A 21,424-nucleotide genomic window follows, 5' to 3' on the forward strand; every position below is an offset into this window, starting at 1 on the left:
CCGGCCGGCTGCGCCACCGGCTGGCCGGGGTGTCGCTGCGGACGCGCCTGGTGGTCATCCTGGTCGCCCTGCTGGCCCTGGTCAGCGTGGCCATCGGCGGGATCACCACGGTCGCGCTGCGGCAGTTCCTGATCGACCGCGTCGACGACCAGTTGACGCCGATGCGGGCCGGTCCCGGTCGGGGCGTGCCGTCGCCCTTCGAGGCGCCACCCTTCGGGCCGGACGCCCGGATTCCCCGGGGCCTCCCGCCGGGTACCGTCGCCGCCGAGGTAACCGACGGCCGGGTGGTCCGGGCCTGGACCCTCGCCGACCGGGAGGAACGCGCCGTCCCCGCCGGGGACCTGGCCGGCCTGGCGGACCTGCCTACCGACGGCCGGCCCCGCACCCGTGAGCTGGGCGAGCGCGGTGCCTACCGGGTGGTGGCGCGCCAGCTTCCGGGCGGGACCGTGCGGGTGCTCGGCCTGCCGCTGTCGGGCGTGTCGGAGACCGTCTGGTGGCTGGTCGCCGCGCAGGCCGGCGTGGCGACGGCGGGGCTGCTCGTCGCCGGCGGGGCGGGTGCCCTGATCGTGCGGGCGACCCTGCGCCCGCTGCGCCGGGTCGCCACCACCGCCGGCCGGGTCAGCGAGCTGCCCCTGGACCGCGGCGAGGTGGCGCTGTCGGTGCGGGTGCCGGCCGCCGACACCGACCCGCGCACCGAGGTGGGGCAGGTGGGCGCGGCGCTGAACCGGATGCTGGGGCACGTCGGCGCCGCGCTCGCCGCCCGCCAGGCCAGCGAGACCCGGGTACGCCAGTTCGTCGCCGACGCCAGCCACGAGCTGCGTACGCCGCTCGCGGCCATCCGGGGGTACGCCGAGGTCGCCCGGCGCGGCCGGGACGAGGTGCCGCCCGACGTGGCCCACGCGTTGCGCCGGGTCGAGTCCGAGAGCACCCGGATGACCCGCCTCGTCGACGACCTGCTGCTGCTCGCCCGGCTCGACTCGGGCCGGCCGCTCGTGGTCGAGGCGGTGGACCTGTCCGCGCTGGTGGTGGACGCGGTCGGCGACGCGCACGTGGCGGGGCCGGAGCACCGGTGGCGGCTCGACCTGCCGGACACCGTGGTCCGCGTCCCCGGCGACCCGGCCCGGCTGCACCAGGTGCTGGCGAACCTGCTGGCCAACGCCCGGGTGCACACCCCGCCCGGCACCACGGTCACCACCACCCTGCGGGTCGACGGCGACGTCGCCGTGCTCGGCGTCGCCGACGACGGGCCGGGCGTGCCGCCGGCGCTGCGGGCCGAGGTGTTCGAACGCTTCTCCCGGGGCGACAGCTCCCGGTCCCGGGCACACGGCAGCACCGGCCTGGGCCTGGCGATCGTGGCCGCCGTGGTGGAGGCCCACCACGGCACGGTCGAGCTGGACGGTCGGCCCGGCCGGACGGTGTTCACCGTCCGGCTGCCGGGAGCCAGCTCCGGCGGGTGACCCGTGCCGGGCCGCGCCACCGGCCAGTGCCGCGGTGACCGTCGGGCGGGCCGCGCGACGGGCCGGCGCCGCGGTGACCGTTCGGGCGGGCCGGACGGGCGACGGTCAGTCGGCCAGCAGTTCGGCGAGCGCCTGCCCGACGCGCTCCGCGTGCCGCCCGTCGGGGTCCTCGTCGGCGTTGAAGTCGCTGACGCTCATCCCGATCAGCCGACCCGAGCGGACCAGTGGTCGGGCCAGCGCGATGAGGTCGGCCCAGTCCAGCCCGTCCGGCTCGGGATAGCTGACCGCCGGGAGCACCAGCGGGTCGAGCACGTCGAGGTCGAGGTGCAGCCAGGCCGGCGTCGTACCGACGGCGAGATCCCGGCCCACCGCCGCCGCGTCGGCGCCCCGCAGCCGGGTGGCCGGCACCAGGTGGACGGCGGAGTCGATCCGGGAGGCCTCCTTCCCGTCCGTGGCGGCCCGGTCGAGCGGCCGGTGGCCGAGCAGGTGCACCTGGTCGGGGTCGACCAGCGGCCCCTCCCGGTCGAGGACCCCCGCCGGGCCGTGGTCGGTGACGATCGACAGGTCCATGTCCGCCGCCTCACCGGTGGGTGAGGTGCGGCCGTCCTCGAAGTCGAGGTGGGCGTCGAGGAACCACAGGTCGAAGCCGGCGGGCAGCCCCGCCAGGATGCCGGGCAGGATCGCGCAGTCGCCGCCGAGCACCAGCGGATGCCGTCCCGAGCCGATCAGCGTCGTCGTGCTGGCGGCGATCGCCCGGCCGGCGCGGCGCACCTGGTCGACGCCGATCACCCCGGTCTCCGGGTCCCGTACCGGGTCGGTGATCAGGGCGTCGACCGCGCCGGCGTCGGCCGCGCCCAGCCGGCCCAGCAGCCCGGCGGACCGCAGTGCGGCGGGCGCCCGGTGCTCGCCCCGGCCGCGTCCGGAGGAGTCGAGGGGAGCGTCCAGCACCGACCATCGCACACCCGGAGGCTAGCCCGGCCGTGGCAGGCTGGGCGGCATGTACCGGGAACGTCCGGCCGGGTTCGCCGGCGCGGTGCTCTGGACCAGCGCCACGACGGCGGGCGCCGCACCGACCAGGGTGCTCCCCGACGGCTGCCTCGACCTGCTCTGGTCGAGCCGCTGCGGGCTGACGGTGGCCGGGCCGGACCGCACCGCGCACCTGAGCGGCGGCGGGCCGCCGGAGCGCTGGGTGGGGCTGCGGCTGCCGCCGGGCATCGGACCGGCGGTGCTCGGCGTACCGGCCGTCGAGCTGCGCGACCGGCGGGTTCCCCTGGCGGAGCTGTGGGGCGACCGGGACGTCGCGCGGCTGGCCGAACGGGCGGAGGCGGCCCCGGCCGACGTCCTGACGGAGGTCGCCGTCCGGCGGCTGCGGGCGGCCGGCGGCCCCGACCCGATCGGTGCCCGGGTCGTCGCCGCGTTGGCCGCCGGCGCCAGCGTTACCGCGACCGCCGCCGGGACCGGCCTCGATCCGCGCGCCCTGCACCGCCGCTGCCAGCACCTTTTCGGGTACGGCCCGAAGACCCTGGCCCGGATCCTGCGGATGGGGCGCGCGCTGGCGCTGGCCCGCGCCGGCACCCCGCTGGCCGAGGTGGCGGCCCGCTGCGGCTACGCCGACCAGGCCCACCTGACCCGCGACGTGCGCGACCTGGCCGGCGTCCCGCCGACCGCCCTGCTGCGCTGAACCCTCGGCGATCTTCCCGGCCGGGCTACCGCTGACGCTCCGCGCGTTTCCGATCGCCCACGAGGCCCGACGGGTCGAGTTCCGGTGTCCGGCGGGGCCGGTCCGCGTTCAGCTCGCGGCGAGCGGGGCGAACAGGTCCACGCCGTTGCCGTCGGGGTCGAGCACCACCGCGTACCGCTGGCCCCAGTAGGCGTCCCACGGGGGCAGGTGACCCTCGTGGCCCTCGGCCACCAGCTCCGCGTAGAGCCGGTCCACCTCCGCCGGGTCGGCGCACAGGAAGGCGAGGCTGGCCCCGCCGCCGCCCCCGGGCTTCCAGTCGGGGTCGAACGCGCGGACGGTGTCGGCGGTGTCCCAGGCCAGCCGGATGCCGCCGGGCAGGGTGACCTCCACGTGCGGCGCGGTGTCGGCGTCGGCGGGGATGTCGAGGCCGAGCCGCCGGTAGAAGGCGAGGGAGCGGGACAGGTCGCTGCTGACGATGCCGATGAGATCGAGTCTGGGTGCCATGGCTCCCACCGTAGGGAGGCTCCCGGCGCCCGTCTTGAACGAAACGGACAACCGGGCGGAGTGTCGGGTGTGCCCTTCACGACCGGGACGATCGGCGTAGCGTGTCAGACAAGTCCGGCTTTACGGGCAAATCCCTCAAGGATCCTGCCCGCGTACGCCGACATCGAGACGCGAGGAAAGGAGCGGTCGGTGGAACACCTGGCCTACCTGGACGCGGGGTCCGGCAGCCTGATCGTGCAGGCGGTGGTCGGCGGGGTGGCCGGCGCCGCGGTGGCGGCCAAGCTCTACTGGCGGCGACTGGTCGACCGGTTCCGCCGCCAGCCCACCGACCAGCGCTGACCCCGGCCGATGGCGAACTCCCGCACCGGCCTGCGCGCCGAGCCAGGCTCCTTCCGCGACCCCGCCAACCGGGTCTTCCACCTCGACGGCGACGTGCTGCGCGGGCTGGACGAGCAGGCCGCCGGGGAGTGGCGCGCGCTGACCGCCAGCGAGTTCTTCCCGCCGCTGCTCGCCGCCGGCAAGGTGTGCGGCACCGAGGCGGTCGAGTCGCCGGCCGTGCCGTCGGCCGACCGGTGGGCCGCCGTCCTGCGCCACGAGCGCATCCCGTTCGTCTCCCACCCGTACGAGTGGTCCTTCACCATGCTGCGCGACGCGGCACTGCTGCACCTGGAGATCCTGCGGGCGGCCCTGCCGGCCGGGTTCACCACGAAGGACGGGTCGGCCTACAACCTCCAGTGGCGGGGCGCCGAACCGATGTTCATCGACGTCGGCTCGTTCACCCCGGCCCGCGACGGCGAGCCCTGGGCCGGCTACCGGCAGTTCTGCCAGACGCTGCTCTACCCGCTGCTGCTCGGCGCCCACCTCGGGCTGGACTTCCAGCCCTGGCTGCGCGCCCGGGTCGACGGCATCGAGCCCGAGCAGATGCGCCGGCTGTTTGGCGGCGTCCGGCGGCTGCTGCCCGGCGTGCCCACCCACGTGCACCTGCACGGCGCCATGCAGCGGCGCAACGCCCGGGCCAGCACCGCCGACGTGCGGTCGCAGCTGCGGGCCGCCGGCTACTCGCGGGAGTTGGCGCTGGCCACCGTACGCGGCATCGAGAAGCTCGTCCGGCGGCTGGAGCCCCGCCGCACGGCCAGCCACTGGGTCGACTACCAGCGCACCTGCGCGTACACCGCCGACGACCGGGCCGCGAAGGAACGCTTCGTCGCCGAGGCGCTGGCCGACGGACCACGGCCCCGCCTGGCGCTGGACCTCGGCGCCAACGACGGCCGGTACGCCCGCCTCGCCGCCCGGCACGCCGACTACGTCGTCGCGGTCGAGCAGGACCCGGGCGTCGTCGACGAGTTCTACCGGGACCTGCGCGCGGCGGGGGAGCGGCGGATCCTCCCCCTGGTGATGGATCTCGCCGACCCGTCGCCCGGCGGCGGTTGGCGCGGCGTCGAGCGGGCCTCGTTCGCGGACCGGGTGGAGGCGGACGCGGTCCTCGCCCTGGCCGTGGTGCACCACCTGGCGATCGGGCGCAACGTGCCGCTGCCCGAGGTGCTGGACTGGCTCGTCGGGCTCGCCGCCCCGGGCGCCCGGGTGGTGGTGGAGTTCGTCCATCCCGAGGACCCGATGGCCCGGCGGCTGCTGGCCAACAAGCCCGAGGGGCTCTTCCCCGACTACCGGCCGGCCGAGTTCGAGCGGCTGCTCGCCGCGCGCTGCCGGATCGCGCGGCGGCTCGACCTGCCCTCGGGCACCCGGACGCTCTACGCGGCGGTCGTGGGTGGCTGAGCCGGCGCCCCCGCCGGACCGCACGTGCGGCCACCGGCCGTCGGGTGCCGGGCCGTCGGGCGACCGGGTGTCGGGCGAGCGGCCGTCGGGCGACCAGGTTTCCGGTGGTTGGGCGGGCGGCTGGCGTACGGAGCTGGGCCGGCTGGCCGAGGTGGCGGGGCTCGTCGGGCTCGTGGTCACCCAGCCGCTGCTGGACGTCCTCGGGCGCAGCCCCGACTTCTTCCTGTTCCACCGGGCCGACCGTGGGGAGATCATGCTGCTGGTGGCGTTGGTCGCGCTGGTGCCCACCGCCGCCGTCGCGCTGCCCGCCGCGCTGTCCCGCCTGGCCGGACGCACCGCCCGCTCGGCCACGCACACCCTGCTGGTCGGCCTGCTGCTCGCCGCGCTGGCCGTGCAGGTCGGCCGGCACGGTACGCCGCTGCGGGGCGTACCGCTGCTGCTGCTCGCCGCGGTGGCCGGGGCCACCGGGGCCGCCGCCCACCGGCGCTGGTGCGCGCCCGGGCGGATGCTGCGGCTGGCCGCGGCCGGGCCGCTGCTGTTCGTGGGGCTGTTCGTGTTCGCCTCGCCCACCTCCACGGTGGTGCTGCCCCGGGGCGAGGGCGGCGCCGCCGGGGTTGCCGGGCCCGGCAACCACCCGCCGGTGGTCGTGCTGGTCCTCGACGAGCTGCCCCTGGTCTCCCTGCTCGGCGCGGACGGGCGGATCGACGCCGCCCGGTTCCCGCACTTCGCGGAGCTGGCCGGCGGCTCCACCTGGTACCGCAACGCCACCGGCGTCAGCGGCTGGACGCCCTACGCGCTGCCGGCCATGCTCACCGGCCGCTACCCACAGCGGGCGGTGGCGCCGCACTACTCGCAGTACCCGGACAATCTCTTCACCGCCCTCGGCGGCCTGTACGACGTCCGCGCCGAGGAGAGCATCACCCGGCTCTGCCCGCCCAGCCGCTGCGAGCAGCCGATCAGCCCGGAGCAGGGGATGGGCGTGCTGATCCGGCAGGCCGGCGGGCTGCTGCGGCAGGTCACCGCCCCGGTCGACAGCCGCGTCGACCCGGAGGACTCGTACCGCGAGCAGACCCGCGCGGAGGCGGGCCTCGACGCCGCCGAGCCGGTGCCGGCGGACCCGAAGTTCCGCTGGGACAGCCTCGACGACAACCAGCCGGCCCGCTTCACCAGCTTCCTCGCCGGGCTCCGGCCGGCTCCCCGGCCCACCCTGCACTTCCTGCACCTGCTGATGCCCCACTCGCCGTGGGCGTACCTGCCGTCGGGGGCGCGCTACGACGCCCCGCCGGACCTGCCGAACGACGGCGACGGCTGGGCGGAGCTGGCCCGCCGTCGGCACCTCGCGCAGCTCGGCTACACCGACCGGCTGATCGGGGAGACCCTGCGTACCCTGCGCTCCACCGGCCTCTACGACCAGGCCCTGCTGGTGGTCACCGCCGACCACGGCGTCAGCTTCACCCCCGGCGCCCAGGGCCGGGGCATGGGCGCCATCCGGACCGCCCCCGACGAGGTCGCCTGGGTGCCGACGTTCGTCAAGACCCCCGGCCAGCGCGCCGGCCGGATCGACGACCGGAACTGGCAGCACGTCGACCTGCTGCCCACCATCGCCGACGAGGCAGCCATCCGGCTCCCGGGGCCCGTCGACGGCCGGTCCGCCCGGCAGACCGCGCGCGCCGAGGCGGGCAAGGTCTTCTACGACCGCCCCGGCCAACCGACCCCCGTCGTGGGCGGCGTGCCGGCCCCGATCGTGCCGCCCGCGCCCCACCCGCTGGTGGGCACCGCTGTCGGCGACCGCCCGACGGGCGGCTCCGCCCGGGTCGCCGACCTGGCCGCGTTCGACGCGGTGGACCCGGACACCGGACGGCTGCCGGCCGCCGTCTGGGGCGACGTGCCGGACGACGTACCCGACGGCACACCCCTCGCGATAGCCGTCAACGGTCGGATCGGCGCGGTCGTTCCCGTGGTACCCCGCGACGCGGGCGGCCGCCGCTTCGCCGCCCTGCTCGCCGACGACCGCCTCTTCCACGCCGGCGCCAACCGCCTCACCGTCTACCGCGTGGCCCCCGACAACACCCTCCTCACCCTCACCCTCACCTGACTCCCTCGCCCCGCCCCCGGCCGCCCCGCCCCGGGCCTGCCCCGCCCCGACAGACCCGGCACCGGCCCGTCCCACTCCGCCCAGATCCGGCCTGGTCCGGCACCGCCCAGGCCCGGTCCTGCCCGCGCTCCCCACACAACGTGCCGCTCGACGGCGGGGGCGTGGTCGGCGGCGGCGTGTCGTCTCCGGGGTTGATCATGAGGTTACCGCCCTGGAACGCGCTTTCCGATGGTGCCAACCTCATGATCAACCTGCGCGGGGCTGCGCGGCGGCGTGGCGTGGGACGGGACGGGGCGGCGTAGCGGAACGGGGCGGCGCAGGGCGGCGGCGCGGGGCGGGATGGGGGTGGGGAGGAAGCGGCGCGGGGCGGGATGGGGGTGGGAGGAAGCGGCACGGCGCGGTGGTGGTCTGGGGCGGGGTGGGGTTGGTTGGCGGTTGTGCGTCCGGATTGCGCGGGTTTCCCGGGTCGCTGGTCGGGAAACGGGTGACGCATGCCTCACCGTCGAACCACGACGGGCGGTATCTCCTCGACCGTGATTACGGTAAAAGCGAAGGCAATTCAACGCAGATCTGCCGGCGAAGCGAGGGAACCATGACGGAAGTCAAGCTCGATCACCCCGGTGGGCAGCTTTCGATGCCGGTGCAATCCGCGGTCGAGGGCCCCGCCGGCATCGGGGTGGGCAAGCTGCTGAAGGAAACCGGGATGACGACGTACGACCCTGGTTTCGTCAACACCGCGGCCTGCTCGTCCGACATCACCTACATCGACGGCGACGCGGGGATCCTGCGTTACCGTGGGTACCCGATCGAGCAGCTCGCGGAGAAGTCCTCCTTCCTGGAGGTCTCCTACCTGCTGATCTACGGTGAGCTGCCGACCCAGCAGCAGTTGACCGAGTTCACCGAGCGGATCCGCCGGCACTCGCTGCTGCACGAGGAGATGCGCCGCTTCTTCGACGGCTTCCCGCGCGACGCGCACCCGATGGCCGTGCTCTCGTCGGCCGTCAGCGCCATCTCCACCTTCTACCAGGACAGCCTGGACCCGTTCGACTCCTCGCACGTCGAGATGTCCACGGTGCGGCTGATGGCGAAGGTGCCCACCATCGCCTCGTACGCGTACAAGAAGTCGATCGGCCAGCCGCTGCTGTACCCGGACAACTCGCTGGGCTACGTGGAGAACTTCCTGCGGATGACCTTCGGCGTGCCGGCGGAGCCGTACGAGGTCGACCCGGTGATGGCCAAGGTGCTGGACATGCTGTTCATCCTGCACGCCGACCACGAGCAGAACTGCTCCACCTCGACCGTGCGCCTGGTCGGCTCCAGCAACGCCAACCTCTTCGCCTCGGTCTCGGCGGGCGTGAACGCGCTCTTCGGTCCGCTGCACGGCGGCGCCAACCAGGCCGTGCTGGAGATGCTGGAGAAGATCCAGGCCGACGGCGGCGACGTCCAGTCCTTCGTACGCAAGGTGAAGGACAAGCAGGACGGCGTGAAGCTCATGGGCTTCGGCCACCGGGTCTACAAGAACTACGACCCGCGCGCGGCGATCGTGAAGAAGGCGGCCCAGGACGTGCTCGGCCGGATGGCCAAGCCCGACCCGCTGCTGGACATCGCCATGCAGCTGGAGGAGATCGCCCTCGCCGACGAGTTCTTCGTCTCCCGCAAGCTCTACCCGAACGTGGACTTCTACACGGGCCTCATCTACAAGGCCATGGGCTTCCCGACCAAGATGTTCACGGTGCTCTTCGCGCTGGGCCGGCTCCCCGGCTGGATCGCGCAGTGGCGCGAGATGATCAACGACCCGGAGACCAAGATCGGCCGCCCGCGGCAGATCTACACCGGTGCCCCCGAGCGGGCGTACACCCCGTTCTCGGAGCGCTGAGTTCCGGCCGTACCGACGACGAAGGCCGCCGACCCGCTGTGGGTCGGCGGCCTTCGTCGTGTCGTACTCCCGCCGTCGCCCCCGACGGGGTGTAAGGAAGGGCACCGAACGATAGGAAGGTGCCCTTCCTTACCCCGTCAGCGGAGGCCGGCGGCGGCGAGCAGGTTGCCCTCGGCGATCGACGGCACGGCGCGGCCCCGGGTCACCCGCTCGGCGGCGAACGACGCGGCGGTGGCGATCGCGGTCGCGTAGGCGGTGGCCGTACGCTGCGCGATGGCCGACCAGCCGTAGCGCTCGTGCACCATGACGCGGGCCCGGCGGGCGAGCTGACGGGCCCGCTCCCGGTCCGACAGCAGCGCGTCGATCGCGTCGGTCAGCCCGTCCGGGTCGTGCGGCCGGAAGGTCATCCCGGTCACCCCGGGCTCGACGATCTCGGCGAGCCCGCCGGTCGCGGCGACGGCCAGGGGCGCGCCGGCGGCGGCGCCCTCCAGGGCCACCATGCCGAACGGCTCGTAGATGCTCGGCACGGCGAAGCAGTCCGACGCGGCCATCACGGCGGGCAGGTCGGTGCCGCCGAGGAAGCCCGGCAGGCTGACCGTGCCGCCGAGACCCAGGCGGTGCACCTCGGCCTCCAACTCGCCGCGGTACGGCCCGTCGCCGACGATGACGGCGCGCAGCCCGGGGTGCCGCTCGCGCAGCCGGGGCAGCCCGGCGATCAGGTGCTGCACGCCCTTCTCGTAGACCAGCCGGCCGGCGAAGGTGACAAGCGGCCCGTCCCCGGCGAAGCGGGCGCGGGCCTGCGCCACCGCGGCGGCCGGGACGCGCCAGCGGTGCGGCTCCACGCCGTTGGGCACCACGTCGACCCGGCCGGCGGGCACGCCGAACAGCCCGGTCACCTCGTCGCGCATGTAGCCGGAGCAGACGATTACCCGGCCCGACTCGCCGGCCAGCCAGTGCTCGACGCCGTGGATGGTGCGGTTCATCTCCTCGGGCAGCCAGCCCTGGTGTCGGCCGGCCTCGGTGGCGTGGATGGTGCTGACGAGGGGGATGTCGAGGTGTTCGCGCAGGGTCATGGCGGTGTGGGCGACGAGCCAGTCGTGGGCGTGGATGACGTCGTAGGTGCCGGCTTCGGTGGCGCGTAGGGCGGCGCGGGTGAGGGTGTGGTTGAAGGCCATGGTCCAGGCGAGCAGGGAGGAGGTGGCCAGGGGGAAGGTGACGGGGTCTTCGGCGGCGCGGACGATGCGGACGCCGTCGGCGTACTCCTCGAGGGGTGCGCCTTCGCTGTGTCGGGTGACGACGGTGACCTCGTGGCCGGCGGCGGCCAGGGCGACGGAGAGGGCGTGCACGTGCCGGCCGAGCCCGCCGACGAGGACCGGCGGGTACTCCCAGGAGAGCATGAGGATGCGGCGGCTCTGCGGGGGCGTGCCCGTGGTTCCGGCCTGCGTCGGGACCTGGGGCCGGGAGGTGAGGGTGGGCCGGTGGACCCGGCCCGGGGTGCTGGTGGGCTGCTCGTCGACCCGCAGGGTCGTCACAATCGATCTCCGTCCGTGCATGGTGGGACGCGCCGGCAACGGTGGCGGCGGAACGGTGCTGGGGGATGGCCGAATGGCCGGGCCGGGACGCGCGGGCGCGCCCCCGGGAACAAGCAAAGGGCATCCCGACCGATCCCGCATCTCGAAAGGGGCCAAGGTGACGGAGGACACCTGAAAGTGCCGGTTCGTGTCAGTCGGGTGGATTCCGGTCGTCGGCCGAGCGGGTGAGGAGACGGCGGTACCTGCGGCGACCGCCCAGGGGACGGCGACGGCCGCCGACCCCGCACAAGGGGGTCGGCGGCCGTCCGTCGGGCGGCACCGCTCAGTGGGCGTGGTCCTCCTCGTGGGCGGTCTCCGGCAGGTTGCCGAGCACCTTGTCGATGACGTGGATCCGGGCGCCGCCGGCCCGGTAGTCGGCGCAGATCGTCTCGGCCCGGTCGGCCAGCCGGACGCCCGACCCGGCCGGGGCGACGGCGAGGGTGGTGCCCGCCAGGGTGGTGACGGTGCCGGCGGACGCCAGGTCGGCCACCGGGCGAGCCCCGGCGACCAGGTGCTCCCTCAGCAGCCCGCGCAGCGTCGCGGTGTCCTTGAGCAGCAGGTGGTCCAGGTTGGCGGTGGAGAACCTGGCCCGGAAGGCGTCGTCGGTGGGGGCGAGGATGGTCAGCCCGCCCGCGGCGGACAGCTCCCCGGTCATCCCGGTGGCCCGCACCGCCGCCTCGAACATGGTGAGCACGGGAATCCAGGTCAGGGCCTGGGCGGGGGACCGGTCCACCAGCGAGCCCGGACTACCCGGCTCGGTCCCCGAGGGCAGCGCGTCGCACAGCGGTCCGGTGACCGCGACCGGCGTGCTGTCGCCGGTGCGCTCCGCCGCGGCGGGGGACTCCTGCGAGCCGGTGCATCCGGTCACCGCGACCAGGAGGGCCAGGGCCACCCCGGCCGCCGCCCGCCGACGGCGGGCGGCCCGGGGCGCGGGGCCGGGGATGTGGGTCTCGGACACGGTCTCTCCACTCCAGTACCGGTACGGCAGGTGCCGGCAGGTCGGCGGTGGGCCGACCTGCCGGCACCTCGGGCGGGGACTCAGCAGGTCAGAGCTGGGCGCACTGGCCGAACTTCGGACCACTCACGGAGTTGGCGACCTCCAGGTTCGTCGGTGCCGGGGAGTTGCCGGTGCAGTCCAGGGGGCCGTTGACGGTGTTGCCGGCCACCAGCGGGGCCACGTCCTTGCCATTGATCACGCCGACCGGGCCGGTCAGCGTGTTGCCGACCACCACGACCGGGCCCTGGGTGCCGGTGGCGCGCACCGGACCGTTGACCTTGCTGTCGGTCACGACGAACCCGGCGGCGCCCGTGGCGTCGACGGGACCGTTGATCGAGCTGCCGTTGACGATCAGCACCGCGCCGGGACGCACCTGGATCGGACCCCGGACGGTGGCCCCGTCGAGGCAGGCGACGCCGGAGACGACCAGCGGGCCGTTGCGGGTGCCGGTCAGGGTGGGGGCGACCCGCTCGCCGGCGACCAGGCCCTCCACTGCCTGCTCGTCGAGCAGCAGCGGGATCAGGCCCCGCTGCGGCTGGGACAGCGGAACCAGGTAGCTGTCGCCGACCTTGATCACCTTCCAGCCGTGGGCGGCGAGCCGCTGGGCCACGGTGGTGCGCTGGCCGGCCGGGCCGTCGGTGCGCTCGCCGTGGTACTGCTCCTCGGTCAGCCGGTACGCGCACGGCGCCTGCTCGAGGATCCGCTCCGGGGTGGGGGCGTCCGCGGGCGGCGGGGCCTCACCCGGGTGCGGGGCGGGGTACGCCTCGATCTTGCGGGAGCCCCGGAACACGATGCGTCCCTCGTTGGCGGACTGCGACAGGATCCCCTCGGCACGGGCCTTGGTGATGCCCTGGACGCTGGCGCCGTGGTACGTGAGGAACTGGTTGAACGTCCACAGCGCGGAGTAGGTCTTGCGCCGGCGGTTGTTCGCGGTGTTGGACTCGTCGGGCCGCGTCGGGCCACCGGAGCTGCGCAGCTCCAGCAGGGAGTTGACCACGTTCTTCAAGCCGAGGGTGTTGCGCAGGATGGTCTCCTCGCTCAGCCCCACGTTGGCCCCGGTGGTGCACCCGTACGGACAGGCCCACCAGCCGTCCCGGGCGCCCTCGGTGTACATGTGGCCCTCGATCATCTTCTGCGACTCGTCGAAGATGCCCTGCGCCACGTTCTGGTGCCGCGGCGGCAGCATCGGCAGGTCACCGGTGTTGGTGTTGCCGTACTCGTGGCCGTCGTAGCCGGCGATCGGCCGGTAGTCGCGCACCATCTCGGCGAGGGCGCGGGTCTCCGGCTGGCGGATCAGCGAGTGGTCCCGGTTGAGGTCCTGGCCGGTGGAGTTGCCCCGGGAGTTGGCCGCCCGCCCGTCGCCGTTGAGCGTCGGCACGATGAGCATGGTGGTCTTCGACAGCAGGTCGAGGGTCTTGGCGTCCTTGGTGAAGGCGAGCTGCCGGGCCATGATCAGGCAGGCCTCACGGTCACCCGGCTCGTTGCCGTGCACGTTGCAGTTGACCATCAGCGGGTTGGTCGCGGCCACCGCCTCCGGCGTCGCCGCCGGCCGGGGGTAGCCGATGACCAGCATGTTGATCGGCCGGTTCAGGACGGTACGGCCGATCTCGACGACGCGGACCCGCTCGCTGGCCCCGTCGAGCGCGGCGGTGTACGCGTACTCGTTGACGTCGCTCGTGTACTGCGCGCCCAGCGTCTCCTCCCACTGGGTGCGCAGGTTCTCACCCGGGGTGCCCGGGTCGCCCCAGTGGCCGCGGGTGGTGCCGCTGACCGGCGCCGAGTAGGGCTGGACCTCGGTGCCGAAGCGGGCCCGTACCCGCCACTGGAAGCCGTTTCCAGGGGCGAAGCCGGCGTCGGCGAAGGTCGGCTCGTCGTTGTTGACCTGCCGGTTCGGGCGCCACACGCCGGCGATGACCGGCGTGCCGGGCGTGCCGTCCGCGGCGAGCGGGGTCCGCTCGATCTGGTAGTCGGTGGCCCCTTCCACCCGGGTCCACGCCAGCGTGGCGTACCCGTCACCCTGCACGACCGTGAGGCCCTGCACCTGGTTCGGCTCCGCCTGCTGCAGGGCCGCGCTCGGCTGCCCCTGCGCCTGCGCGGGCACCGCCGTCGCCACGAGGGCGGCGGCGAGCAGCGCGGAGAACACACCGGCCGTTGTCCGTCTGTATCTCAAAAGGATCTCCAAACAGGAGGGATGGCTGGGTGCGCCCAGCACACCCGTACTCGGCCCACCGGTGGCGGGCGGCCTGCGATTCTTGAGGATCACCTGAGATTCCCGACGCGGTAACCGGGACGTGGGTCGCGGTTCAGGTCACCGAGGGTCCTCATCCGGTGCGCAGCCGGTAGCCGACGCCGCGCACCGTCTCGACCATGCCGGCGTCGTCGAGCTTGCCCCGCAGGGCCGCGACGTGCACGTCGAGGTTGTGCCGGGTGCCCCAGGTGGTCTGCCAGACGTCCAGCTGCAACCGGTCCCTGGGCACCACCGTGCCGGCCTGCCGGGCGAGCGCCACCAGCAGGTCGAACTCCTTGCGGGCGAGGTTGACCTCCCGGTCGCCCACCCAGACCTGCCGGGCGTGCACGTCGATGCGCAGCCTGCCGGCCCGCAACTCGCCGGTGCTGCGGGTGCCCCGGGTGCTGCGGGCGGTGCGCCGCATGACCGCCTCGATGCGGGCCTGCAACTCCACCATCGAGAACGGCTTGACGACGTAGTCGTCGGCGCCGGCACGCAGGCCGGCCACCCGGTCGTACTCCTCGGCGCGGGCGCTGACCGCGATGATCGCGACATCCTCGTCGACCTGCCGCAGCCGCCGGCAGACCTCCAGGCCGTCGCGGTCGGGCAGGTTGAGGTCCAGCAGGACCAGGTCGACGGCGTCGGCCCGGATCGCCTCGGCGGCCGTCAGCGCCGACACCACCTCGTGTCCCCGACGGCGCAGCGCCTTGGCGAGGGCAGACGCCACGCGTAGGTCGTCTTCGACCAGGAGCACCCGCACGCACACCCCCCGGACCTCGTCCCCCGCCGGATCCTGCGAGTCTGTCCGATGATCATCGACTTGACCAGTGCGGACACAAGATGGTGACCGCAAGCATGATCCGTTCCGGACCGACAGCGGGCCACGGTGACCCGGGGCGTCGAAACGTCCACCCGCTACCAGCCGGGTGCATTACGGTCATCCTCCGATCGGGTGGATTGGCGGCGGAGCGCGTGGGGCAATACCCGCACGCGCGCCACCCGGCCCCGTCGTGTGGTGCGCTCATGGTGCGGTGCGCGCTCATGATCTTGCGCAAAGGGAGCGACATGCAGGTCTGGCCGGGTGAGCGGTACCCCCTGGGGGCCACCTACGACGGGATGGGCACCAACTTCGCCATCTTCTCCGAGGTGGCCGAGCGGGTCGAGCTGTGCCTGTTCGACGAGTGGGACACCGGGGCCGAGCGGCGGGTCGAGCTGCGCGAGGTCGACGCGTACGTCTGGCACGCGTACATCCCCGGCATCGAGCCGGGGCAGCGCTACGGCTACCGCGTGCACGGCCCGTACGACCCGGCGAACGGGCTGCGCTGCAACCCGGCCAAGCTGCTGCTCGATCCGTACGCCAAGGCGATCGACGGCGACGTGCGGTGGGACCCGGCCGTCTACGACTACGAGCACGGCGACCCGGAGCGGATGAACACATGCGACTCGGCGCCGTTCATGCCGAAGTCGGTGGTGGTGAACCCGTACTTCGACTGGGGCAACGACTCCCCGCCCCGCATCCCGTACCACCACTCGGTGATCTACGAGGCCCACGTGCGCGGCCTGACGATGCGCCACCCGGACATCCCCGACGAGCTGCGCGGCACGTACGCCGGCCTCGCCTCCCCGCCGATGATCGAGCACCTGACGAAGCTCGGCGTGACCGCCGTCGAGCTGATGCCGGTGCACCAGTTCGTGCACGACCACCGGCTGGTCGACATGGGGCTGCGCAACTACTGGGGCTACAACACCATCGGCTTCTTCGCCCCGCACCACGGCTACTCGGCGCTCGGGCACCTCGGCCAGCAGGTGCAGGAGTTCCGGGGCATGGTCAAGGCGCTGCACGCCGCCGGCATCGAGGTCATCCTCGACGTGGTCTACAACCACACCGCCGAGGGCAACCACCTCGGCCCGACGCTGAGCTTCAAGGGCGTCGACAACCCCAGCTACTACCGGCTGAGCGAGGAGGACCGCCGCTACTACGTCGACTACACCGGCACCGGCAACAGCCTCAACGTACGCAGCCCGCACTCGCTCCAGCTGATCATGGACTCGCTGCGGTACTGGGTGACCGAGATGCACGTCGACGGGTTCCGCTTCGACCTCGCCGCCACCCTCGCCCGCGAGTTCTACGAGGTCGACCGCCTCTCCACCTTCTTCGAGGTGGTGCAGCAGGACCCCGTGGTCAGCCAGGTCAAGCTCATCGCCGAGCCGTGGGACGTCGGGCCGGGTGGCTACCAGGTGGGCAACTTCCCGCCGGTGTGGACCGAGTGGAACGGCAAGTACCGCGACACCGTGCGCGACTTCTGGCGCGGCGAACCGGCCACCCTCGCCGAGTTCGCCTCCCGCATCTCCGGCTCCGCCGACCTCTACCAGGACGACGGGCGCCGCCCGTTCCACAGCATCAACTTCGTCACCTGCCACGACGGGTTCACGCTGCGCGACCTGGTGTCGTACAACGACAAGCACAACGAGGCCAACGGCGAGGAGAACCGCGACGGCGAGAGCCACAACCGGTCCTGGAACTGCGGCGTCGAGGGCGACACCGACGACGAGGCGGTACGCGCCCTGCGGGCCCGCCAGCGGCGCAACTTCCTGGCCACCCTCGTGCTGTCGCAGGGCGTGCCGATGATCGGCCACGGCGACGAGCTGGGCCGCACCCAGCGGGGCAACAACAACGCCTACTGCCAGGACAGCGAGCTGGCCTGGGTCGACTGGGACGACGCCGACACCGACCTGCTGGAGTTCACCCGCAAGCTGGTCGACTTCCGCCGCCGCCACCAGGTGTTCCGCCGGCGGCGCTTCTTCACCGGCCTGCCGGTGCGTTCCCGGCTGGTCGACGAGCCCCTGCCGGACCTGGCCTGGTACACCCCCGACGGGCGGGAGATGACCGGCGAGGACTGGGGCAACGACTTCGGCCGCTCGGTGGCGCTCTTCGTCAACGGCGAGGGCATCCGCGAACGCGGCCAGTACGGCCAGCGCCACGTGGACGCCTCCTTCCTGCTCTGCTTCAACGCCCACGACGCCCCGCTGGACTTCACCGTGCCCGGCCCCGAGTTCGGGCCGCGCTGGGAGGTGGTGATCAGCACCGCGGAACCGGAACCGGAGAAGACCACGGTCGTCGAGGCGGGCGGCACCCTCTGCGTGCCCGACCGGTGCGTGGTGGTGCTGGAGAGGAAGGCCTGACATGTCGAGCACCCCTCGACCCGACGCGCCCCGGGTGGGCACCACCTACCGGGTGCAGGTCCGCCCCGGCTTCGACCTGGACGCCACCGCCGAGCTGGCCGACTACCTGGCCGGCCTCGGCGTCACGCACCTCTACAGCGCGCCCCTGCTCACCGCCACCCCCGGCTCCGCGCACGGCTACGACGTGGTCGACCACCGCGCCGTCAACCCCGAGCTGGGCGGCGAGGCGGCCCGGCAGCGGCTGCTGCGGGCACTGCGCGCCGCCGGCCTCGGGATGGTCGTCGACATCGTGCCCAACCATGCCGGCGTGGCCGTGCCCGCCGCGAACCCCGCCTGGTGGGACGTGCTGCGCCGGGGCCGCGACTCGGCGTACGCCGGTTGGTTCGACGTCGACTGGGACCGGGGGCGGCTGCTGCTGCCGGTGCTCGCCGACACCCCGGACGCCCTCGACGACCTCAAGCTCGCCGACGGGGAGCTGCGCTACCACGAGCACCGCTTCCCGGTCGCCGACGGCACCGCAGACGGCAGCCCCCGCGAGGTGCACGACCGGCAGCACTACGAGCTGGTCTCCTGGCGGCGCGGCGACACCGAGCTGACGTACCGCCGGTTCTTCGCCGTCTCGGACCTGGCCGGGCTGCGGGTGGAGGACCCGGAGGTCTTCGCCGCCACCCACGAGCTGGTGCTGCGGTGGGCGGCGGCCGGCGAGGTCGACGGCATCCGCGTCGACCACCCGGACGGGCTGCGCGACCCCTCGGCCTACCTGGCCCGGCTGCGCGCCGCCGCGCCCGACGCGTGGCTGGTGGTGGAGAAGATCCTGGAGTACGGCGAGGAGCTGCCGGACTGGCCCGTGGAGGGCACCACCGGCTACGACGCCCTCGCCGCCGTCTGCGGGCTCTTCGTCGACCCCGACGCGGAGGGCGACTTCACCGCCCTGGACACCCACCTCGTCGGCCGGCACACCTCCTGGCAGGACCTCACCCACGACACCAAGCTCGCCGCGGCCACCCGCCTGCTGTCGGCCGAGCTGACCCGCCTCGCGGCGCTCGCCGACGACGTCGAGCCCGCCGCCGCCCGCACGGCGCTGGCCGAGCTGGCCGCCGCGTTCCCGGTCTACCGGGGCTACCCGCCGCACGGCGCCCGGCACCTGGCCGCCGCCCGCGCCGAGGCCGGCCGCCGCCGCCCCGACCTGACCGCCGTGCTGGACGCGCTCACCCGCCGGCTGCGCGACCCCGACGACGAGCTGGCGAAGCGCTTCCCGCAGCTCACCGGCGCGGTCATGGCCAAGGGCGTGGAGGACACCGCCTTCTACCGGTGGAGCCGCTTCGTCGCGCTCAACGAGGTCGGCGGCAGCCCCGCGCACTTCGGCGTGCCGCCGGCCGAGTTCCACCGCTTCGCCGCCGCCCGGCAGGAGCGCTGGCCGGCGAGCATGACCACGCTCTCCACCCACGACACCAAGCGCTCCGAGGACGTCCGGGCCCGCCTCGCCGTGCTCAGCGAGCTGCCGGGGCGCTGGGCCGACCTCGTCGCCCGGTGGACGGCCCGCGCGCCGCTGCCCGACCCGGCCTTCGCGCACCTGCTATGGCAGACCGCCGTCGGCGCCTGGCCGATCGAACGGGAGCGGCTGCACGCGTACGTCGAGAAGGCCGCCCGGGAGGCGTCGGCGTCGACGAGCTGGGCCGACCCCGACCCCGTTTTCGAGCGGGCCATGCACGACGTGGTCGACGCGATGTACGACGACGCGCAGCTGCACGCCGAGCTGACCGCCTTCGCCGACGAGATCGCCCCCGTCGGCTGGTCCAACTCGCTCGGGCAGAAGCTCGTGCAGCTCGCCATGCCCGGGGTGCCCGACACCTACCAGGGCACCGAGCTGTGGGACAACTCGCTTGTCGACCCCGACAACCGCCGCCCGGTCGACTTCGCCGTACGCCGGGAGCTGCTGGCCCGCCTCGACGCCGGCCCGCCCCCGCCGGTGGACGCCGGCGGCGCGGCGAAGCTGCTCGTGGTGTCGCGGACCCTGCGGCTGCGCCGCGACCGCCCGGAGCTGTTCACCGGCTACCGGCCGGTGCCGGCCCACGGACGCGCCGGGCGGCACGCGCTCGCCTTCGACCGGGGCGGCGCCGTCGCCGTCGCCACCCGCCTGCCGCTCGGGCTGGCACGCGCCGGCGGCTGGGGCGACACGACCCTGTCACTTCCCGTTCACGAGGTGACCGACCTGTTCACGGGCCGGTCCTACAGTGGCGGGCAGACCCCGCTGGCCGACCTGCTGGCCACCTACCCCGTCGCGCTGCTGGCTCCCACCACCGAGTCCGTGGAGGCTTCATGACCGAGTTCACGGTGTGGGCGCCGCAGGCCGCCCGCGTCCGGCTGCGCCTGCCGGGCGTCGCCGACCACGAGATGCGCTCCGGCCCGGACGGCTGGTGGCGGGTCGAGGTGCCCGCCGCCGGCCCCGGCACCGACTACGCCTTCCTGCTCGACGACGACGAGCGGGCGCTGCCCGACCCCCGCTCGCCCTGGCAGCCGGAGGGCGTGCACGGGCCGAGCCGGCGCTACGACCACGCGGCGTTCGAGTGGACCGACCAGGCCTGGACCGGCCGGCAGCTCCCCGGCGCCGTCCTCTACGAGCTGCACGTCGGCACCTTCACCCCCGAGGGCACCTTCGACGCCGCCATCGGCCGCCTCGACCACCTCGTCGACCTCGGCGTCGACATGATCGAGCTGCTGCCCGTCAACGCCTTCAACGGCGAGCACAACTGGGGCTACGACGGGGTCTGCTGGTATGCCCCGCACCAGCCCTACGGCGGGCCGGACGGCCTGAAACGGCTGGTCGACGCCGCCCACGCCAAGGGCCTGGGGGTGATCCTCGACGTCGTCTACAACCATTTCGGGCCCTCCGGGGCCTACGCGCCGATGTTCGCGCCGTACCTCACCGAGCAGAGCAACACCTGGGGCCGCACCGTCAACCTCGACGGACCGCACTCCGACGGCGTGCGCCGCTACATCGTCGACAGCATCCTCATGTGGCTGCGCGACTACCACGTCGACGGCCTGCGGCTCGACGCCGTGCACGCCATGCCCGACTCCCGCGCCACCGGATGGCTGGAGGAGGTCGCGATCGAGGTCGAGGCACTCGCCACCCACCTCGGCCGGCCGCTGTCGCTGATCGCCGAGTCCGACCTCAACGACCCCCGGCTGATCACGCCCCGGGAGGCCGGCGGCTTCGGCCTGCACGCCCAGTGGAACGACGACGCCCACCACGCCCTGCACACCCTGCTCACCGGCGAGCGGCAGGGCTACTACGGCGACTTCGGCTCGCTGGAATGCCTCACCGAGGTGCTCACCGGCGGCTTCTTCCACGCCGGCACCTGGTCCAGCTTCCGCAACCGCCACCACGGCCGGCCGGTGGACCGGCAGCGCACCCCCGGCCACCGCTTCGTCGCGTACCTGCAGAACCACGACCAGATCGGCAACCGGGCCACCGGCGACCGGATCTCCGCCACCCTCTCCCCGGGACTGCTGCGCGTCGGCGCGACGCTGCTGTTCACCGCCCCGTTCACCCCGATGCTGTTCATGGGGGAGGAGTGGGCCGCCAGCACCCCGTGGCAGTTCTTCACCAGCCACCCCGAGCCGGAGCTGGCGACCGCCGTCGCCACCGGGCGCAAGCGGGAGTTCGCCGCGCACGGCTGGCCGGAGGGCGACGTGCCGGACCCGCAGGACCCGCAGACCTTCGTCCGCTCCCGGCTCGACTGGGCCGAGCTGGACAAACCCGAACACCGCGAGATGTACGAGTTCCACAAGCGGCTCATCGCGCTGCGCAAGAGCCGCCCCGACCTGTCCGACCCGAGGCTGCACGCCGTGGACGTACGCCCCGGCGACCAGTTCCTGGTGATGCGCCGGGGCGGGACCCTCGTGGCGGCGAACCTGGCCGCCAAGCCGCAGCGGATCACGCTGCCGGGGGTGGCGCGCCGGGTGCTGCTCGCGACGGGGGAGGGGGTCACGGTGATGCGCGACCGCATCGAGCTGCCGGCCGAGACTGCGGCGATCGTGGCGCTCTGAGCGGCGC

Annotated in this window: 15 protein-coding genes; 9 read left to right on the forward strand and 6 right to left on the reverse strand. The window is 74.0% G+C overall.

Annotated features, from left to right (window positions below):
- Window positions 1–20: 20 nt before the first annotated feature.
- On the forward strand, window positions 21–1,457 hold the full coding sequence (locus ACN27A_RS01750) for a sensor histidine kinase (protein WP_421458345.1): 1,437 nt from the start codon (window positions 21–23) through the stop codon (window positions 1,455–1,457).
- Between the two features lie 105 nt (window positions 1,458–1,562).
- Here the strand turns inward: ACN27A_RS01750 and ACN27A_RS01755 are convergent, their stop codons facing one another.
- Window positions 1,563–2,417, reverse strand: a complete 855-nt coding sequence (locus tag ACN27A_RS01755) for an arginase family protein (RefSeq protein ID WP_421449274.1) — start codon at window positions 2,415–2,417, stop codon at window positions 1,563–1,565.
- A gap of 37 nt (window positions 2,418–2,454) precedes the next feature.
- Between ACN27A_RS01755 and ACN27A_RS01760 the strand changes: the two genes are divergently transcribed.
- The gene (locus tag ACN27A_RS01760) at window positions 2,455–3,138 is read left to right on the forward strand and encodes a helix-turn-helix domain-containing protein (RefSeq protein ID WP_421449277.1); all 684 of its coding nucleotides are present in this window, start codon (window positions 2,455–2,457) and stop codon (window positions 3,136–3,138) included.
- A gap of 108 nt (window positions 3,139–3,246) precedes the next feature.
- On the opposite strand, the gene ACN27A_RS01765 is transcribed toward ACN27A_RS01760, so the two are convergent.
- A complete protein-coding gene (locus tag ACN27A_RS01765) occupies window positions 3,247–3,693 on the reverse strand; it encodes a VOC family protein (RefSeq protein ID WP_421449279.1) in 447 nt (148 codons plus the stop codon).
- A 138-nt stretch (window positions 3,694–3,831) separates the two neighbouring features.
- Between ACN27A_RS01765 and ACN27A_RS01770 the strand changes: the two genes are divergently transcribed.
- From ACN27A_RS01770 to ACN27A_RS01785, 4 genes are all read left to right on the forward strand, one after another.
- Window positions 3,832–3,981: a hypothetical protein gene (locus tag ACN27A_RS01770; RefSeq protein ID WP_165947858.1), complete on the forward strand. Its 150-nt coding sequence runs from the start codon at window positions 3,832–3,834 to the stop codon at window positions 3,979–3,981.
- 9 nt (window positions 3,982–3,990) lie between these two features.
- Complete coding sequence (locus ACN27A_RS01775) at window positions 3,991–5,415, forward strand: class I SAM-dependent methyltransferase (RefSeq protein ID WP_421449283.1); 1,425 nt, start codon at window positions 3,991–3,993, stop codon at window positions 5,413–5,415.
- A gap of 67 nt (window positions 5,416–5,482) precedes the next feature.
- Window positions 5,483–7,510 (forward strand): sulfatase-like hydrolase/transferase, encoded by a 2,028-nt coding sequence (locus ACN27A_RS01780; protein WP_421458346.1) that lies wholly within the window; start codon window positions 5,483–5,485, stop codon window positions 7,508–7,510.
- A gap of 592 nt (window positions 7,511–8,102) precedes the next feature.
- Window positions 8,103–9,386 (forward strand): citrate synthase, encoded by a 1,284-nt coding sequence (locus tag ACN27A_RS01785; protein ID WP_357580978.1) that lies wholly within the window; start codon window positions 8,103–8,105, stop codon window positions 9,384–9,386.
- Between the two features lie 137 nt (window positions 9,387–9,523).
- Here ACN27A_RS01785 and ACN27A_RS01790 read toward each other — a convergent pair whose 3' ends face one another.
- The 4 genes from ACN27A_RS01790 to ACN27A_RS01805 form a co-directional block, all read right to left on the reverse strand.
- A complete protein-coding gene (locus ACN27A_RS01790; protein ID WP_421449286.1) occupies window positions 9,524–10,918 on the reverse strand; it encodes a glycosyltransferase family 4 protein in 1,395 nt (464 codons plus the stop codon).
- Between the two features lie 322 nt (window positions 10,919–11,240).
- Window positions 11,241–11,915 (reverse strand): fasciclin domain-containing protein, encoded by a 675-nt coding sequence (locus tag ACN27A_RS01795; RefSeq protein WP_421449288.1) that lies wholly within the window; start codon window positions 11,913–11,915, stop codon window positions 11,241–11,243.
- Between the two features lie 88 nt (window positions 11,916–12,003).
- The gene (locus ACN27A_RS01800) at window positions 12,004–14,124 is read right to left on the reverse strand and encodes a M14 family zinc carboxypeptidase (RefSeq protein WP_421449290.1); all 2,121 of its coding nucleotides are present in this window, start codon (window positions 14,122–14,124) and stop codon (window positions 12,004–12,006) included.
- A 151-nt stretch (window positions 14,125–14,275) separates the two neighbouring features.
- Entirely contained in the window at window positions 14,276–14,941 is a 666-nt protein-coding gene (locus tag ACN27A_RS01805; RefSeq protein WP_421449292.1) for a response regulator transcription factor, read from the reverse strand.
- A 305-nt stretch (window positions 14,942–15,246) separates the two neighbouring features.
- On the opposite strand from ACN27A_RS01805, the gene glgX reads away from it, so the two are divergent.
- From glgX to treZ, 3 genes are read left to right on the forward strand one after another with little or no spacing between them, the layout of a single operon-like run.
- Complete coding sequence (glgX, locus tag ACN27A_RS01810; protein ID WP_421458347.1) at window positions 15,247–17,364, forward strand: glycogen debranching protein GlgX; 2,118 nt, start codon at window positions 15,247–15,249, stop codon at window positions 17,362–17,364.
- Between the two features lies 1 nt (window position 17,365).
- On the forward strand, window positions 17,366–19,687 hold the full coding sequence (gene treY, locus ACN27A_RS01815) for a malto-oligosyltrehalose synthase (protein WP_421449294.1): 2,322 nt from the start codon (window positions 17,366–17,368) through the stop codon (window positions 19,685–19,687).
- The gene (treZ, locus tag ACN27A_RS01820; protein ID WP_421449297.1) at window positions 19,684–21,417 is read left to right on the forward strand and encodes a malto-oligosyltrehalose trehalohydrolase; all 1,734 of its coding nucleotides are present in this window, start codon (window positions 19,684–19,686) and stop codon (window positions 21,415–21,417) included. Before treY ends, treZ begins: the two co-directional genes overlap by 4 nt.
- Window positions 21,418–21,424: the final 7 nt, after the last annotated feature.

This window comes from Micromonospora sp. WMMD737 (assembly GCF_049179055.1).
Classification (GTDB): Bacteria; Actinomycetota; Actinomycetes; order Mycobacteriales; family Micromonosporaceae; genus Micromonospora; species Micromonospora reichwaldensis.